This window comes from Sphingobium sp. BS19 (assembly GCF_027925545.1).
Lineage (GTDB): Bacteria > Pseudomonadota > Alphaproteobacteria > Sphingomonadales > Sphingomonadaceae > Sphingobium.
Window position 1 is genome coordinate 48,743 of the sequence record NZ_BSEF01000015.1, and the last position, 16,866, is coordinate 65,608.

Annotated in this window: 13 protein-coding genes; 6 read left to right on the forward strand and 7 right to left on the reverse strand. The window is 60.4% G+C overall.

Annotated elements, in window-relative coordinates; translation table 11 throughout:
- The first annotated feature begins 1 nt into the window (after position 1).
- The 3 genes from QMG56_RS16840 (at position 2) to QMG56_RS16850 (ending at position 5,368) form a co-directional block, all read left to right on the forward strand.
- A complete protein-coding gene (locus QMG56_RS16840; RefSeq protein WP_281823508.1) occupies positions 2–2,371 on the forward strand; it encodes a phosphoketolase in 2,370 nt (789 codons plus the stop codon).
- Between the two features lie 147 nt (positions 2,372–2,518).
- The gene (locus tag QMG56_RS16845) at positions 2,519–2,770 is read left to right on the forward strand and encodes a heavy-metal-associated domain-containing protein (protein ID WP_281823510.1); all 252 of its coding nucleotides are present in this window, start codon (positions 2,519–2,521) and stop codon (positions 2,768–2,770) included.
- Between the two features lie 69 nt (positions 2,771–2,839).
- A complete protein-coding gene (locus QMG56_RS16850) occupies positions 2,840–5,368 on the forward strand; it encodes a cation-translocating P-type ATPase (RefSeq protein WP_281823512.1) in 2,529 nt (842 codons plus the stop codon).
- A gap of 139 nt (positions 5,369–5,507) precedes the next feature.
- Here the strand turns inward: QMG56_RS16850 and tal are convergent, their stop codons facing one another.
- The 3 genes from tal to QMG56_RS16865 form a co-directional block, all read right to left on the reverse strand.
- Entirely contained in the window at positions 5,508–6,590 is a 1,083-nt protein-coding gene (gene tal, locus QMG56_RS16855) for a transaldolase (protein ID WP_281823514.1), read from the reverse strand.
- Positions 6,591–7,541: 951 nt separating this feature from the next.
- Positions 7,542–8,219 carry a histidine phosphatase family protein gene (locus QMG56_RS16860; protein WP_281823516.1) on the reverse strand — a complete coding sequence of 226 codons (678 nt, stop codon included), beginning with the start codon at positions 8,217–8,219 and terminating at the stop codon, positions 7,542–7,544.
- Between the two features lie 13 nt (positions 8,220–8,232).
- Positions 8,233–9,402, reverse strand: a complete 1,170-nt coding sequence (locus QMG56_RS16865) for a class I fructose-bisphosphate aldolase (RefSeq protein ID WP_281823518.1) — start codon at positions 9,400–9,402, stop codon at positions 8,233–8,235.
- Positions 9,403–9,721: 319 nt separating this feature from the next.
- On the opposite strand from QMG56_RS16865, the gene QMG56_RS16870 reads away from it, so the two are divergent.
- Complete coding sequence (locus QMG56_RS16870) at positions 9,722–10,714, forward strand: type I phosphomannose isomerase catalytic subunit (RefSeq protein ID WP_281823520.1); 993 nt, start codon at positions 9,722–9,724, stop codon at positions 10,712–10,714.
- Positions 10,715–10,726: 12 nt separating this feature from the next.
- Here QMG56_RS16870 and QMG56_RS16875 read toward each other — a convergent pair whose 3' ends face one another.
- From QMG56_RS16875 to QMG56_RS16890, 4 genes are all read right to left on the reverse strand, one after another.
- On the reverse strand, positions 10,727–11,602 hold the full coding sequence (locus tag QMG56_RS16875) for an ADP-polyphosphate phosphotransferase (protein WP_281823522.1): 876 nt from the start codon (positions 11,600–11,602) through the stop codon (positions 10,727–10,729).
- Positions 11,599–12,402, reverse strand: coding sequence for a triose-phosphate isomerase (gene tpiA, locus QMG56_RS16880; RefSeq protein WP_281823524.1), 804 nt, complete (start codon positions 12,400–12,402; stop codon positions 11,599–11,601). The genes QMG56_RS16875 and tpiA overlap by 4 nt, the downstream gene beginning before the upstream one ends.
- On the reverse strand, positions 12,403–13,701 hold the full coding sequence (locus tag QMG56_RS16885; RefSeq protein WP_281823526.1) for a glycoside hydrolase family 130 protein: 1,299 nt from the start codon (positions 13,699–13,701) through the stop codon (positions 12,403–12,405).
- Between the two features lie 485 nt (positions 13,702–14,186).
- On the reverse strand, positions 14,187–14,408 hold the full coding sequence (locus tag QMG56_RS16890; protein WP_281823528.1) for an SHOCT domain-containing protein: 222 nt from the start codon (positions 14,406–14,408) through the stop codon (positions 14,187–14,189).
- A gap of 252 nt (positions 14,409–14,660) precedes the next feature.
- Between QMG56_RS16890 and QMG56_RS16895 the strand changes: the two genes are divergently transcribed.
- Together QMG56_RS16895 and QMG56_RS16900 are read left to right on the forward strand one after the other, a co-directional pair.
- On the forward strand, positions 14,661–15,404 hold the full coding sequence (locus tag QMG56_RS16895) for an HAD-IIB family hydrolase (RefSeq protein WP_281823530.1): 744 nt from the start codon (positions 14,661–14,663) through the stop codon (positions 15,402–15,404).
- 230 nt (positions 15,405–15,634) lie between these two features.
- Positions 15,635–16,858, forward strand: coding sequence for a hypothetical protein (locus QMG56_RS16900; RefSeq protein WP_281823532.1), 1,224 nt, complete (start codon positions 15,635–15,637; stop codon positions 16,856–16,858).
- The last annotated feature ends 8 nt before the right edge of the window (positions 16,859–16,866 follow it).

Consider the following 16,866-nt stretch of genomic DNA (forward strand, 5'->3'; position numbering starts at 1 on the left):
CATGACAGCCGCCACACTGACGCCGGAACTGATCAAGAAGATCGACGCCTACTGGCGCGCCGCCAACTATCTTTCGGTCGGCCAGATCTATCTGTTCGACAATCCACTGCTGAAGCGGCCGCTGGTGCTCGCCGATATCAAGAAGATGCTGCTCGGACATTGGGGGACGACCCCTGGCCAGAACTTCATCTACGCGCACCTGAACCGGGTCATCAAAAAGTACGATCTCGATATGATCTATGTGTCCGGACCGGGCCATGGCGGCCCGGCGGTGGTAGGCAACACCTATCTCGAAGGCACCTATAGCGAAATCTATCCCGATATCAGCCAGGATGAAGCCGGGCTTCAAAAGCTCTTCCTCCAGTTCTCGTTTCCCGGTGGAATACCCAGCCATGCTTCGCCGGAATGTCCGGGCTCGATCCATGAGGGCGGCGAACTGGGCTACTCGCTCAGCCATTCGTTCGGGGCAGTGTTCGACAATCCCGATCTCATCGTCGCCTGCGTCGTTGGCGATGGCGAAGCGGAAACGGGACCCCTGGCCACCGCATGGCATTCCAACAAGTTCCTCAATCCGGTGACCGACGGCGCTGTGCTGCCGATCCTGCATCTCAATGGCTACAAGATCGCCAATCCGACCATCCTCGCTCGCATCACCCGCGAAGAGTTGGAACAATTGCTTTGCGGCTACGGGTGGACCCCCTATTTCGTCGAGGGTCACGAGCCTGGGCTGATGCACGAGGCCATGGCCTCGACGCTTGACACGGTGGTGGAGCAGATCAAGAAAATCCAGGAGGATGCCCGCGCCCACGGCAAGCTCGAGCGTCCACGCTGGCCAATGATCGTCCTCAATTCGCCCAAAGGATGGACGGGACCGAAGGTGGTCGATGGCCAACAAATCGAAGGCACCTTCCGGTCGCACCAGGTGCCCCTCTCCGATCCGGCTACCCATCCCGCGCATCTGGCACTGCTGGAAGACTGGCTGCGCAGCTACCGCCCCGAAGAGCTCTTCGATGAACAGGGCGCTCTAATCCCGGAACTGGCCGAACTTGCACCCAAAGGTGAGCGCCGCATGGGCGCAAATCCCCATGCCAACGGCGGCATTCTCCTTCGCGACCTGCGCATGCCGGATTTCCGCGACTACGAGGTCGATGTACCCGCTCCTGGCGTGCGCGGCATCGGTGACACGCGTGTGCTCGGTCCCTTCCTTCGCGATGTGGCCGAACAGAACAGCGAGCAGCGCAATTTCCGGGTCTTCGGCCCTGACGAAACGTTGTCCAATGGATTGGAAGCGCTGTTCGAGGTGACCAATCGGCAGTGGGACGCAGCGACGCAGCCGAACGACGAGTTTCTGGCTCCCGCGGGACGGGTTATGGAGATGCTCAGTGAACACCAGTGCGAGGGTTGGCTGGAGGGCTATCTGCTGACCGGGCGGCACGGACTGTTCAACTGTTACGAGGCGTTCATCCACATCGTCGATTCGATGTTCAATCAGCACGCCAAGTGGTTGAAGGTCACGGCCCATCTCCCTTGGCGGCGAAAAATTGCTTCGCTCAACTATCTCCTGGCCTCCCATGTCTGGCGCCAGGACCACAATGGCTTCACGCATCAGGACCCGGGGTTCATCGATCATGTCGTGAACAAGAAGGCCGAAGTCGTTCGCGTCTACCTCCCGCCAGATGCAAACTGCCTGCTCTCGGTGATGGATCACTGCCTGCGCAGCCGCCACTACGTAAACGTTGTGATCGCAGGCAAACACCCCGCGCCGCAATGGTTGACGATGGATGAGGCGGTCAATCACACCAGCGAAGGCATCGGCATCTGGGGCTGGGCCAGCAACGACCAGGACGCGGAGCCCGATCTGGTCATGGGCTGCTGCGGCGATGTGCCCACGCTGGAGACGCTCGCTGCCGTCTCCATCATGCGCGAACATCTTCCCGAGCTCAAAATCCGGGTAGTCAACGTTGTCGACCTGATGAAGCTGCAACCGGAAATCGAGCACCCGCACGGATTGAGTGATATCGATTTCGACTCAATCTTCACGCAAGATACACCGGTCATCTTCGCCTTCCACGGCTATCCCTGGTTGATCCACCGGCTCACCTATCGTCGCACCAATCACGCCAACTTGCACGTCCGCGGCTACAAGGAAGAGGGCACCATCACCACGCCCTTCGACATGACGGTGCGGAACGACCTGGACCGCTTCCATCTCGTGATCGATGCGATCGACCGCCTGCCGCAGACCGGCGAGAGGGGCATCTACCTGAAGCAGCAGCTCCGGGACAAGCTCGTCGAGCACCGGCAGTACATCGACAGGCACGGCGAGGACATGCCGGAAATTCGCGACTGGCAATGGAGCGAGTGCCAATGATCGATACGCACTCCACCAGACCCGCAGTTCGGGAATCACAGCGCGGTGAGCCGGGCACGCTCCTGATCAAACTATCCCGCAAGCGAGCCTCTTACACGATCGCCGCGGCTCCAGCACGACCCCACCAGAATTTGATTGGAAGCAGCCATGACGACCAGCATCGTTGAAGTAGGCGGGATGCTCTCAGTGCTGAGCGCGCGAGGCGTCGAGAAACAGCTCATGAAACTGCCGGGCATCAACAAGGTCGAAGTCAACTACGTCAGCGGTAGCGCAACCGTGACCCATGACGACCAGCTTGCAAGCCTCCGGGAAATCCAGACGAAGGTACAGGCGTGCGGCTATCTTTGTGACGGCGAGCTACTGCCAAAGCATGTGTGTCAAACAGGTGCCAATCAGTGACGACCAGTTGGGAAATGCACCGGAGATTTAACCAGGCAAGCGGGCGATGATGCGGCCGGAGGAAAAACCATGAAAACGAGCGTGATCGAAGTCCATGACATGCTGGCTGTGTTGAGTCTGGACGAAGTGGAATCGCGGGTCGGCGACGTGCCAGGCGTCGAGAGCGTCACGGTGAATTACGCTGCAGGAAGCGCCACGGTGCGTTACGATGAAACCCGGCTCAAGGTTGGCGATATCAAATCGGCGATACACTTACGCGCAAATGAGCCCGCTGATCCCTCGGCGAAGCAAGCAACAGAGGGGCCAGCAGACGCTGCAGCGCCGGCCTCTCCATCGGCGACGCTCGCGCCACCCTCTACACCGAAGCCTTCGCCGGACGCACCGGCGACCGTTCCCGCTTCTGAACCGAAGCCGCAGGAGGCTGCCCCGGCTTCCGACCCCAAGCCCGCTGCTGCCCCCTCGGCGCCTAATTCCGCAGCTCACAAGGGGCACGCTGCGTCCGACGGACAGCCCGCCAAGTCAGCGGAAATGGCGCATGAGATGGGTCATGGCGGGGGCAAGGATCTGCCGACCATGGTCCGCGATATGCGCAACCGCTTCTGGATCTGCCTGGCGTTCAGCGTACCGATCTTTGTTTACGCCCCAATGGGGGGGCTTTTTGCACCGCCCTCACCGCCTTTTGGACTGCAGCTCAATCTCTGGCTGTTTTTCCTCGCCACTGCCGCCGTCCTCTATCCAAGCTGGCCGTTTTTCGTCGCCGCCTGGCGTGCGCTCAGAAATGGCGTGCTCAACATGGCGGTGCTGGTCGTGCTGTCGGTGGGCACGGGATATCTGTTCAGCGTCGGTGCCACCTTCTTTTTCAAGAGTGACCAGTTCTTCGAGGCCGTTGCCGTACTGCTCGTTTTCATCCTGCTTGGCCACTGGCTGGAAATGCGCGCCCGCTCAGGGGCCTCGACAGCGATTACCGCGCTGATGGATCTCGCACCACCGAAGGCCAATGTCCTTCGCGATGGTAAAGAAGTCGAAGTGTCGACCGCCGAAGTCGTGGCGGGGGACATCGTGGTGATCCGGCCAGGCAACAAAATCCCGGTCGACGGAACCGTCGAGCAAGGCGAATCGCTTGTCGACGAGTCCATGCTGACCGGCGAATCGATGCCGGTCCAGAAGGGCCCGGGGGCTACGGTGATCGGCGCGACGATTAACACCAGCGGCAGCTTTCGCTACAAGGCAACCAAGGTGGGTGCCGATACAGCGCTGGCGCAGATCGTGAAGCTTGTGCAGGAGGCGCAGAATTCCAAAGCCCCGTCGCAATTGCTCGCGGACAAGGCCGCCCAGTGGCTGGTCATCGCCGCGATCGTCATCGGTTTGGCGACCTTTGCGGTATGGTTCTGGTGGATCGGGCAACCGCTGCTGTTCGCGGTGACGCTGACCATCACCGTTTTCGTCATAGCGTGTCCCGATGCCTTGGGGCTCGCCACGCCGATGGCGGTGATGATAGGCACCGGAATGGGCGCCACGAACGGCATATTGTTCAAGAATGCGTCAGCGTTGGAGGATGCCACCAAGCTCGACGTCATCGTTTTCGACAAGACCGGAACCCTTACCGTCGGCAAGCCCGAAGTCGTGGAAATGGTGACTGCAGAAGGCATCACGGAAGATGCGCTGCTGCTCGCCGCCGCTGCCGTCGAACAGGGGTCAGCCCACCCGCTTGCGCAGGCGATCATCTCCCGTGCTGGGGAGCTTTCGATCGTCGCGCCGACCGGATTCAAGAGCATCAGCGGCATGGGTGCGCGGGCAGAAACCGCCGACGGCACGGTGTTTCTCGGCAATCGGCTGCTGATGGATACGCAGAAGCTCGGTCTGGGAGCCCTCGAGGCCGAGGCCACAAGGCTGCAGGGCGAAGGCCGAACCGTGGTCCATGTGGCTCAGAACGGTCAGGTGATCGGACTTATCGCCATCGCCGACGCCGCAAGACCAACCGCCAAGGCAGCCGTGGCCAAGTTGCGCGAGCGCGGTATCGAGGTGGTCATGCTGACCGGCGACAACGCCGGTACCGCGAAGCGTATCGCCGAAGACTTGGGCATCGACAGCGTTATGGCCGACGTCCTGCCGGGTCAGAAGGCCGAGAAAGTGAAGGAGCTCCAGGACGCCGGTAAAAAGGTCGGAATGGTCGGCGACGGGGTCAACGATGCGCCTGCGCTTACCCAGGCGAATGTTGGCTTCGCCATCGGCGCCGGGACGGACGTAGCGATGGAAAGCGCCGACGTGGTGCTCATGAAAAGCGATCCGTACGACATCGTTGCTGCGATCGAATTGTCGCGCGCAACCTTGCGCAAGATGCACCAGAATCTCTGGTGGGCGGTGGGTTACAACGTGATCGCGTTTCCGCTCGGCGCAGGCGTCCTCTACCCGTTCGTTCTCAGCCCCGCGATCGCGGCGCTGTCGATGTCGGGCAGTTCGGCCGTCGTGGCAATCAACGCCCTGCTGCTCAAGCGCACGAAGCTAGCGGGTATTCGCGGGCCCGACGACAAGCCAGACCAGAATGCAACGCCTGCTGTGGCGGCAGCCCCGTCGAAGGCCAAAGAGGCAATTGCATGATATTCAACAATGCCGAGTTTGCTGTGCAGTGCCCTTGGGCACCGCCCCATTCCCCAGTCGAGCGAATGTCCTGCGGTTGCAGCCCTGGTTGACGGCGTCGAGTATGTAGCCCTCGCCTCATTCGAACATGGCAGACAATTCACGCCAGGGCCTTACCCTTCTCATCGATCGCCTTCAGGAGTTCGTTCCATGAATCGACGAAGCCCGTGGCGCCGTCGGTTTGAAGTTGCCGGGCGACGGCCGTAAGATCGACACCCGCCTCCGTGTGGGCCCGCAAGACGCGTTCCGCATCGCCGCTGTCACGGGCTAGCGTTTGTGTCACCGTACCGTGATCGGCAAAGGCTAGCAGAGTCTTTTCTGGCGTCGTGTTCACGGTATTAGGTGCGACCAGACCGGATATGTACAGCGTGTCCGATGCGCCCTCGTCCTTGGTGCCGGTACTGGCAAACAGCAGTCGCTGTGGCCGCGCGCCGAGATTGACGAGCCGCTGAAACCGATCGCTCTCCATGAGGTCGCGATAAGCTTTGTATGTTTGCTTGCTGACCGCGATGCCGAGCGTGTTACGCAGTTCGACCGGCACATTTTTGGCTACAGCCACGTCCCAGCGGCTGATGAACAGTGAGGCAACGGATCGCACATCGGGCAGCAAGCCCGCATCGACCCGCCGCTCAAGCCCCTTGAGATAAGCATCGGCGGCGGCGCTATACTGTTGGGCAGAGAACAGGAGCGTAACGTTCACCGGCACACCAGCGAAGATCGACTCTTCGATCGCCGCCAAGCCTTCCGCTGTGCCGGGAATTTTGATGAAGAAATTCGGTCTGTTCGCCTTCGCATGTAGCATTTCGGCCTGCGCGATCGTTGCCCCGGTGTCATAGGCGAGGAGGGGCGACACTTCGAGCGACACATAGCCATCGACTGTTGCCGTGCTCGCATGGACCGGTGCGAACAGGTCCGCCGCGCGGCGCAAGTCCTGGATCGCAATGTCGAAGAACATGTCCTCTCCCGTGGCACCCTGATCCAACTGCCGCCGGATGTCGGCGTCGTAGTTGGAACTGCGCGAAATCGCGTTATTGAAGATTGTCGGGTTGGATGTCAGGCCAGTCACCGAAAGCTCGTCGATATAGCGCTTCAGCGTGCCGCTATCGAGTAACCCGCGGCTGATATTGTCGAGCCACAGACTCTGGCCGAGCTGGTGGAGCGCCTGGGGGGCTGCTATGTGCATCGTCGGTTCCCTTTTTCCAAGACAAGTGCGGCGCGATCACGACCGGGCACTGATCGCCGTCGACAGCATTCCGATCAGTGGCTGAACGACGATCTGCACGCATCAGTCGGTAAAACCACTTTTACTGCATCGGTCGGCGACCACTCTAACGTTCGATCGAGCAGCACGCGAGGTTCGGAAACTACCCGAGTTTGAAGCACCACAACGACGCTCGCCTCTGCCATTTGTCTGTGTCTCTCCTCAGCCGCAGCGCCGGCCGAGGAGATGGGCAATTGAAAAGTCTGGTCCCTACCGATGCCGAGCGATTATGTTTGATATAGAAGGTTGATCGCGTAGCAGCGCTACCGCGATGCCGGCGCGGGCCATTTGCAGGCGCAGGCGAGGTCCTTCAACGATCGGCATTGCCTGTTTATTTCCTGAATGACCCTTCTCAAACGGACGGATCGTCAAGTCGGACCATTGGACTACCGCACAAGGCGAACTGAGCCGCACGCACTGCCATGAGCCGTTCCGCAGATTCGGCTGGCAGCCTGTCCCAATCAAAGACCGACCGTTCTGCCGCACCATCCGTCCAAATCCGCGCAGCGACGGAGAACAGCTCCTGGACTGTCGGATCGCAAGCTTTGGCGATACAGTTGATGATCGCGTCGGCGAACAGCGGGCATCCCGAACCGGTGGTGGCCGCCCTCGTGTCGCCTGTCCTCACCTTTCCATGCTCCGGGCACATTGAAGCGACAATGCGGACACCGTTTCGCCTTCCGCTCCTCGCGGTTCCCAGGAGCGTGAATCCGCCGTTCGGCAGCCCGGTCCCAACAGCCGCTGACGTCGTGCCCATATACTCGAATCCGGCACGATCAGACGGGCCAGCCCGGTCGACCCTCTAACCAATACCACGCCCATCCCCGCTCGCTGTCTATCGATAACAGCGCGCGCCATGGCGGTTTGGGGCCTCTATGCACCGACCCTCACCCTGCGCGCCTCATCTGCCATCATGGCAGGCACGTGGTTCCAATGTGCGATGACCGCCAGCTCGGGATGGGCCGGGTTGAACCCCAGAACGCTGATCGATGCCGGATCGATCGCAAAATGCTGTGCCTCGACGATGGGTAATCCGATCCAGCGCGCGGCGAGACTGCAGCCGAACTGCCCATGCGAGAAAACCAAGACAGTGCCTGATAGCGCTCGCAGGGACGCACTCGCGCGGTCGGCCCGCGCAGTTACGGTGCGCACGCTTTCGCCGCCCGGGCTTCCGTCCTGGAATACGTTCCAGCCTGGTTGAACCTTGCGAATATCGATTGTGCGCCTGCCTTCATACTCGCCGTAATCCCATTCGGCAAAATCGGCGTCGACGACCGCTTGCCCGGCAAAGCCTGCCAGCTCGCAGGTTTGCCGTGCGCGCACGGCCGGACTGGTCAGCACGTGGTCGAACGCGACGGCGTCCAGCACCGACGCGAGCGCGCGAGACTGTTCCTCGCCATGCGGTGTCAGGGAGATGTCGGTTTTACCCGTATGCTGCCCCGTCAGCGACCACGGTGTTTCGCCGTGACGTACCAGATAGACCCGCAAGGGGTCTTCAACGCCACGCTTCCGGTCTAGCGGCGTAGCGTTGGCGCCGTTTATCGGCGTCATGGCGTTCTCCCGGTCATCGCGAGGCCTCAAGATGGCCATCATCGCGTTCCATCGCCGTATCGTACGCACCGCGCAACGCGGCACTATTGCACCTTGCGCGATGCAGGAGCGCCTGTTGTGCCGCCGAGACATTGGCGTCCTTGCCGCGCCAGACGTCGAGCGCCGGTTGCTGGATCGCGCGCGCGAACGAGAAGACCAGCGGCCAGGGCAGATGATCGCTTATCGTGCCATCGTTCATCGCGTTCAGCCGCGCCGAGGCCAGTTCGGGCGATTGGCCGCCCGATAGAAAGGCGATGCCGGCAATAGCGGGCGGAACATGCTGCAGCAGGCTTTCGACGGTTGCCGCCGCAACCGTTCCGACAGGAGGCTGTATTGGTGAGTTAAGGCCTGGCAGAATCATATTGGGCTTCAGGATGGCGCCCTCGAAGAAAACGCCCTGGACATGCAGTTCCTCGAACAGCGCGGCGAGCACCTCGCCGGTCACGGACCTGGATCTTTCGAGCGTGTGGACCCCCGTCATAAGCACTTCCGGCTCAACGATGGGCACAATGCCGGCCTCCTGACACAGCGCCGCATAGCGGGCGAGCGCCTGCATATTGGCCCGAATGCAGGCGCCGCTTGGGTGATCGCCATCGAGCCCGATCACGGCGCGCCATTTGGCGAACCGCGCGCCCAAGGCGGCATAGTCCGCCAGTCGTTCGCGCAGACCGTCAAGGCCTTCGGTAATCTTCTCGCCCGAGTGGAGCGCGAGCGGCTTGGCGCCGATATCGACCTTGATGCCGGGAATTATGCCGGCATCGACCAGACGGTCAACGAACGGCCGGCCTTCGCGATCGCGTTGATGGATTGTCTCGTCATAAAGAATTGCGCCACTGATACTGGCACCCAGCCCCGGTACAGTGATAAGTAGTTCCCGCCATGCGCGCCGCATCTCGATCGTCTGGGGGATGCCTAGCGCGGCGAAGCGCCGATTGCAGGTGGCATTGCTCTCATCCATTGCCAGCAGGCCCTTACCGCTTGCGACCAGCGCGCCGGCACATGCGCTTAGCTCCGGGGGAGACACGCCGACCGGCACCGACTCCGGTTGGCGGCGTTCAGCAGATCCGATCACGTCGGGTGTCTCTATCGCCTCGGCGGCCGCATCATGAATAAGGGATTCAGGCGGTTTTAGACTGCCGTTCATTCGAAGGTCCTTCAGAAGCGCGAGGATGACTGATTGGTGGGTGCGGCACGCGACAGCTTTCCAATTTCCCTCGATCAGCCATTCCACTTAGGATCGTAAGGCGAGCACTTCGAGCCTGAAACAGCAGCTATAAAGGCTCTCAACGTCTTGCAGCAGGGTCGGAAATTACTCAACCACAGGCACCCGCTGCGTACTATCCGAGGCTACCGCGAGCCGAAGAATCCGCCAGGGTCGCCCGTCCGTAAACATCTTCGATAACCGTCACGCCGACTTTCGGGGCGACTTTTGAAATCGCGGTGTGAATTGGAAAGCCTCTGACATGGCCGATCTGCCCATCTATCCGCTACGGTTCGACCCGATCAGTCAATATCGGCTTTGGGGCGGCCGGCGCTTGGCCGACTGGATCGATCAGCCCTTGCCCGGTGAGGGACCGATCGGCGAAGCATGGCTGTTAAGCGATCGCGAAGACAATCCAAGCCGCGTGTCGCAAGGCCCTCTCAAGGGCCAAACAATCGCCGAATTGATTAGTCAGTCGCCAAGCTATCTTCTGGGACGATTGTCCTCACGGTTCCAACGATTCCCCTTACTGCTGAAATTCCTTGACGTTTCGGCCATGTTGTCGGTTCAAGTCCATCCATCTGACGCCTATCCTGATCTCATCCCTGCAGGCGAGACCGGCAAGACCGAAGGCTGGATCGTACTCGAGGCTGAGCCGACTTCGCGTGTCTATGCCGGGCTCAAGCCCGGAGTGACGGCCGAGGCCTTGCGGACGCTGTCCATAAACACCGTGGACGATTGCCTCGCCAGCTTCAACCCGGAGCCGGGCCAGAACGTGCTCGTAGAGGCCGGCACCGTTCACTCGCTCGGCGATGGGATCGTCGTTCTCGAAGTGCAGCAAAACAGCGACATCACGTTCCGTCTGTACGACTGGGATCATATCGACCCCGAACTTCACGGTCCGCGCCCACTGCAAATCGATCAGGCACTGCAATGTATCGATATGCGGCAGGGAATCATCCGGCCGGTCACGCCCACTGTCGAGACCGCAATGCCGGTTCGGCGAGAGCGGGTTCTCGATTGTGCCCATTTTCGCGCGTGGCATATCTCGAGCTCCGAAAGCCTTGATGTCGGGATCGACGACGCTCCAACAGTGCTGGTGTGCGTGCAGGGTGGCGGCGCAGTCCAGTATGGTGGCCGAGATTTTGAGATGATGAAAGGGGCTGTCCTTCTGCTTCCTGCCGCAGCCGGATCATGCCGCTTTCGGCCGGATGGCCATGCCGAGTTGCTGGAAATTTTCGTCCCGGAGGATTAGCCACCGCCGCTATCACGTATCGGCCGTCAGGTCCGCCCGGATCACCTGTAGTTGCGCTATCCTTTCGTCTGTCGCCTTTGGATAGTGCGCCTTCAGCCCCTTGAGCGCTTCGACGACGATCTGCGAGACGATCAGCCGCGCATTGTCCTTGTCGTCGGCGGGCACCACGTACCATGGCGAGTCCTTGGTGCTCGTCGCGCCGATGCACTCCTCATAAGCCTTTCGGTACTCCTTCCAGAACTTGCGCTCCTCGAGATCGGCGAGGCTGAATTTCCAGTTCTTGTCTGGCTCGTCGATGCGCGCGAGAAAGCGCTGGCGCTGCTCCTCCTTCGACAGATGGAGGAAAATCTTGACGATGCGGGTGCCGTTCGCGTGCAAATGCCGTTCGAGGTCGACGATTGACCGATATCTTTCCTTCCACAGCCGTGCGTCGTGATGCCGCGCGTCGGGTATGCCTTCGGCGTGGAGAATGCCAGGATGCACGCGGACGATCAGCACTTCTTCATAATAGGAGCGGTTGAAGATGCTGATCCGCCCCCGTGCGGGCAAGTCGCGCGTGGTGCGCCACAGGAAATCATGCTCGAGCTCGGCAGCACTGGGATGCTTGAAGCTAAAGACCTGGCATCCTTGCGGATTCACGCCCGACATCACATGCCGGATCGCACCGTCCTTGCCCGCCGCGTCCATCGCCTGGAAGATAATCAGGACGGCGTATTTACTCGAGGCATAGTGCATCCGGTGCAGCTCGCTGAGATCCTCGACATGGGTGGCTAGGATTTCTTTGTACTGCTCTTTCGACTTGTAAACCGGATCCACCCTGGTCGGCCGCTTTTTGAGATCGATGTCCTCTCCTTCGGCAACGCAATAGTCCTTGAGATGAATTTTCATGACAATTTGTCCTGCGCGAGTGGGCAATTAACCGCTGGCGATCGCTCGCGCGCGATGTCGAGGATCGCGTTGAATTCGACCGCCAGCAAACTGGAGCCGCCGATAAGCATTCCGTCGACATGGGGCGTGTCGAGAATCTCGCGCGCGTTACCGGGCTTGACCGAACCGCCATAGAGCATCCGGATCGACCGCGCCGCGCTGCCAAACCGCGTGTCCAATGCAGCACGCAAATGTCCAAGAACCGCAACGATGTCGTCGCGCGTCGGGATCTCCCCTGATCCAATCGCCCAGAGCGGTTCGTAGGCGATCGAGATGCGCGCTCCGGCCTTGATGGTGGGCAAGCTTGCTGCAAGCTGTTCTCCGCAGACTTTGAGCGCATTGCCATCGCGGCGCTGCGCCCCCGTCTCGCCGAGGCAGATGATCGTCGCCAGATCTTGCTGCCATGCTGCTTTCGCTTTCGCGGCGACGATCGCGTCGGTTTCGTGATGCCAGCGACGGCGCTCGGAATGGCCGACGATCACGCTCGTCGCACCCGCATCGCGCAGCATCTCGGCGTCTATGTCACCGGTGAACGAACCCGCCTCCTCGGCGCTGCAATCCTCTCCACCGATTGCGATCAGGCCGTCAGCCGCTTGTACCGCACGCGCTATCAGTGTCGCCGGAACGCAGACGAGCACATCCAAGTTACCGGGCCTTTCGCGCACCGAGCACGCCATGGCGTCGATCTCGTCTAGCTGGGCCCGCAATCCGTGCATCTTCCAGTTGCCGGCGATCAGGGTTCGGGTCGGTTCCTCACTCATTTATGTCATCGCTGCGATCAGCGAGTCCAACCCGACGGTAGCAAAGGTCGTGGCGTTGTCGGCGATGGCGTACGGCAGCAACAGCATCCGGCCATGGACCAGCGCCCCGCAGCTGTAGACGACATTGGGGACATAGCCGTAGCGTTCCGCTTCGCTCGGTTGGATCAGCGGGACAGTTATCCGAGCCAGGACTTTGGATGGGTCGTCCTTGTCGAGCAGGCACGCACCTATGCAGTAAGTCCGGACGGAGCCGACGCCGTGCGTTAACACCAGCCAGCCCTCGTCGATCTCGATGGGGGATCCGCAATTGCCCATCTGGATGAATTCCCAAGGCCAGCGGGGCGCCACCAACTTTGCGCCGCCTTCCCAGCGATAGAGATCATCCGAGGTCAGGAGCCAAATATTCTCGTGGTCCTGACGCCCCAGCATTGCGTAGCGGCCGGCGATCTTGCGCGGGAACAGCGCCATGCCCTTGGCTCGCGCACCGCTCCCCCCAAGTGCGGTCAGGTCGAACGTCCTGAAGTCGGTCGTCCGCAGTATTTCTTCGCGAAGGCTGTCACCACTGAACGCGGTATAGGTGCCGAGATAGGTGACGTGGCCATCGTCATCGACAAACCTCACCAGCCGCAAATCTTCGATTCCGTGCCGCTGATAAAAGGTCACGGGGAAGATCACGATCTCGGATAGGTCGTGGCTATCCTCGCATGTGAGCCGAACGCCCGGATCGTCAGGAGCGCCGCCGGGGATCATCTCGATGCAGGGCGACATCGCCAGTTCGCTCGGCGCATCGACGACGATCGAGCCGTCGGCGTTCAGCACTCCGGTCCTGAAGGTGATCGAAGAGACATGTCCTTCACCCACGCCGCGCAGCGACAGGATGAAGCGCAACGCACCCTCGGGGATACCCGTCTGGTCCGGCGCCGGAACGATACTCGGGTTGAACAGGGCAGCCGCCTCGAACGCATACTCCTCGCTGAAATAGGCGCCGATCAGATGCGCTTGATCGGGACTGACCGCCGTAGGGGCAATCGACAGCCCGTTGACGTCGTGAAATCGTCGCAGCAGGACGCTTTTGACATCACGGTGGTGCTCGCTCATCTTTGCTACAACACCGTTCAGTTCTTCGGCGATATCGTTGGAATCGAGAGCCAGTATTCGGTCGGCAATCCGCTGCGCGCGGGTGCCACCGGTAGCGGCGACTTCGACGTCGTCGTCTGCCGGGGTAAACGGGCGGATCACGACGCGTGTTGGGTCGGGCTCAAGGAGGACCGGAGAGTGCGTGACCAGTGCGTCGATCATTTGGTTCACTTTGCAGATGATGGGGAACGGGATGCGGTTATCATAGCCCTCTCGGCAAACGTTGCCTCGATACCTCGGTTCGGAAATTATGTCTCTTTACCGGCCTCCGCGAATACCTTGCCGACAAGGCGGCGTAGTGGGACCAGAAGCAATGCGGCCCAGAAGCCGTAAACGACGCACCACGCGCCGCCTGCGGCCACACCGCTTAGGGTCAACCATTCAAAGCCAGGCAACCATGGACCCCACGCGCGATGCATTTCGAGGCCTGCGGGGGCCAAAAGTCCAAACACGATGCATGCGGCGTAGCTTATGAGAAGGAACAGACTGAAAGTCGTTCCCCAGATAAGGATAGAACGAAAGCCGTTATCAGATCTCATCTTATCCTCCCTCGGTCACACGTTATCGATCAAACGATTATTAATCTTTGAGTGAAGATCTTTACTCCACCAATGGCGGAAGCAATTTAATCCAGGCCCCGCGGCGTCTTAATCGGAAGCAATGTCAGACTTCATCTCCAGGTATTGCGTGCGCGTCAGTTCGCCAGTCGCATATCGTTCCTTCAGGATGCTCAGAGCATCTTTGAACGATGAACCATCGACCTTGCGGTGCGCGCGGTAAGCATAATTCCAGTTGCCTAGGCTTGAGAACATCAGGAAAATGAACCCGAGCCAGAGAATCCAGCCCCAGCCGAACATGTACTGTGTCATTGTGAAACCTCGTCTGATTGCCAGCACTCGCGCAGGGTGGCTGAATGTTCGTGTGAATTGCGGCAGTTAATTCGATATGCAGACCTGCAAGCGAGATGACGAGGGACGGAATCTACGCACAAGCGCCCGCGACGTTCGCTGTCGGAGCTTGTGCGTAGATTCCGATTCTGCCCAACGTTCAGTCGATTGGCCATGTTCGCCGCGATGCAGATTGCAAGGCAGGTTTTCAATAATGCGGGCGAGTATCGAACGATGAAGCGGCTTGTCGCCTATGATCTCGACGGGACACTCGCGCAAAGCAAGCAGTCGATCGATCCGGAAACCGCGGCTCTGCTGGTACGCCTCATGAAGGTCGCGGCGGTAGCGGTGATCTCAGGTGGAGATTGGCCTCAATTCACGCAGCAACTGGTGGGCAAGCTGCCTGAGGACACCAATCTGGATCGACTGTTCCTCCTCCCGGCTTCTGGCACCAAGCTCTATCGCTATCGAGGACGATGGGAGCAGGTCTATGCCGAACTGTTCGCTGACGATGAGCGTGCGCGCATCCTTGGCGCGCTCGCGTCAACAATGACGGCCCAGGGGCTCGACGACGCCCAAAGCTGGGGCGAAAAGATCGAGGACCGAGGGAGCCAGATTACCTTTTCGGGCCTCGGCCAGCAGGCCCCGTTGGAAGCGAAGGAAGCGTGGGATCCGGACTTCGCCAAACGGAAGAGGCTGCAAGCAGCTCTCCTCCCGCTCCTTCCCGGCTTTGCGGTGCGCGTTGGGGGATCGACCTCAGTCGACATCACCCGCGAGGGGATCGACAAGGCTTATGGCATGGCCAAACTAGCCACAGCTTCGGGCATTCCTGCGTCGGAGATGATCTTTATCGGTGATGCCCTCTACCCGGGCGGCAACGACTATGCAGTTCACGAGGCCGGTATCGACACGGTCAGCGTCCGGGATGTGCGAGAAACGAGACAGGTCACCGAGGCGATTGTTTTATGTCTTTCATGAAGCTTGAGCTCGCACCCAGCCCGGCGGTCGCCCACCAGCAGTTGCTTGGGCATGGACCCCGCTCGCATCTGCCGGAGTAGCCTGGCGTTCCACCGCGCAGCAGAAGGCAACGGACATCGCATCTGACTTTGAGCAGGGAAAATAGAATGAAAGAAGTGTCGAAGGCAGGCCAAGCAGCTTTGCTTGCAAATGCAGCCTGCTCTTGCATCACGCTTGACCGCGCAATGCTCATGGAGACGCTCGATTCAGACACCGGTTTAGAAGGGTTTGGTGCTCGTTTGGTGGCGTCGCACCCATATTTGTTCGCCAGCTCGCCGGTCTTTCTGGCGCCAGAGACAATGACTGCGATGCGGGCATTAGTCTCCGCCATCGAGGCCGCTGCCGCGCGACCATTGTTCCGTGCCGCAGCGCTCGCATGGGCGCCGCCCTCCGCTGCCACGGATTTTGGCCCCATCGGCGCGCTGATGGGCTATGACTTTCATCTCACCGAAGCCGGCCCCGCTCTCATCGAGATCAATACCAACGCCGGCGGTGCGTTCTTGAACGCGGCCCTCGCCAAGGCGCAGCATGCCTGCTGTTTCAAGACTGATGTGGTCATCGACCCGGATCGTCCAAAGCCAGATTTTGATCTTGAGATCGTGACCATGTTCGAGAGTGAGTGGCAGCGCCAAGGACGCCGTGGGCGCCCGGCGTTGATCGCCATCATCGACGATGACCCCCTGGAACAACATCTCTATCCCGAATTCCTGCTGGCGAAGGCGGCGCTCGAAAAGCATGGCATCGCAGCCGTCATCGCAGACCCGAAAGCCCTTGTGGTTTCTGATGACGGACTATCCGTGGACGGTCGCCACATCGATCTCGTCTATAACCGGCTAGTTGACTTTGCGCTCGACGATCCGGATCACGCGGCACTGCGAAGCGCCTATCTCCAGGGCAACGTTGTCGTTACGCCAAACCCTCACGTTCATGCGCTGTTTGCCGATAAGCGCAATCTTTCGCTGCTGTCGGATACAGACCTTCTCACGGAGTGGGGCCTGCCGACAGATGCGGTCGGAATTCTCAAATCTGCAGTGCCCAAGACAGTGCTCGTAACGGGCGATAATGCGGCCGAACTTTGGGCCGACCGCCGCAATCTGTTTTTCAAGCCTGCGCGGGGCTATGGCAGCAAGGCCGCCTATCGCGGAGCCAAGCTGACTCGCAACGTCTGGGCCCAAATCACCGCCGGAGATTATATTGCACAGGCCTATGCGCCTCCGAGCGTCCGGCGTGTGGACCGTGATGGCGAAATCTTGGACATGAAGATCGATGTGCGGCTCTACACCTACAACGGGTCCGTTCTCTTGACCGCGGCGCGTCTCTATCAAGGGCAAACGACCAATATGCGCACGCCGGGCGGCGGCTTCGCGCCAGTGCTGGAAGTAGGAGGAATTCTTCGCGCTCGTCGCAGTTCATAGCAGCCACT